We start from the raw sequence: 374 nt of genomic DNA, 5'->3' as shown, positions 1-374 counted from the left end.
ATGTTGGTTCTGGTAAAACCTTGGTTGCAGCACTCGCAGCACTCACCGCGATTGCCAAAGGGTATCAAGTAGCCTTAATGGCCCCCACCGAGATACTGTCAGAGCAACATGGTATTAACTTTACCGCCTGGTTTACTCAACTTGGTATTGAAGTGGTTTGGCTCGGCGGTAAAACCAAGGGTAAAGAGCGTGAAAGAGTACTTGAGCAAATTAGTTCTGGTAAAGCGCAAATGGTCATTGGTACCCATGCATTATTTCAAGAACAAGTGCAATTTTATAACCTTGCATTGATCATCATTGATGAACAACATCGTTTTGGTGTTCATCAACGACTCTCATTACGAGAGAAAGGGAAATTTAATGACTGTTACCCC

General features: G+C 43.0%; 1 protein-coding gene. It reads left to right on the top strand.

Annotated elements, in window-relative coordinates; all coding sequences use genetic code 11:
* Positions 1 to 374, top strand: a 374-nt coding sequence (locus CWC11_RS21395; RefSeq protein ID WP_138684214.1) for a DEAD/DEAH box helicase, incomplete at both ends; no start/stop codon positions are given.

This window comes from Pseudoalteromonas sp. S3178 (assembly GCF_005886985.1).
GTDB classification, from domain to species: domain Bacteria; phylum Pseudomonadota; class Gammaproteobacteria; order Enterobacterales; family Alteromonadaceae; genus Pseudoalteromonas; species Pseudoalteromonas carrageenovora.
Note: the sequence above shows the minus strand (reverse complement) of the source record. Positions and strands in the feature narration are given on the sequence as shown.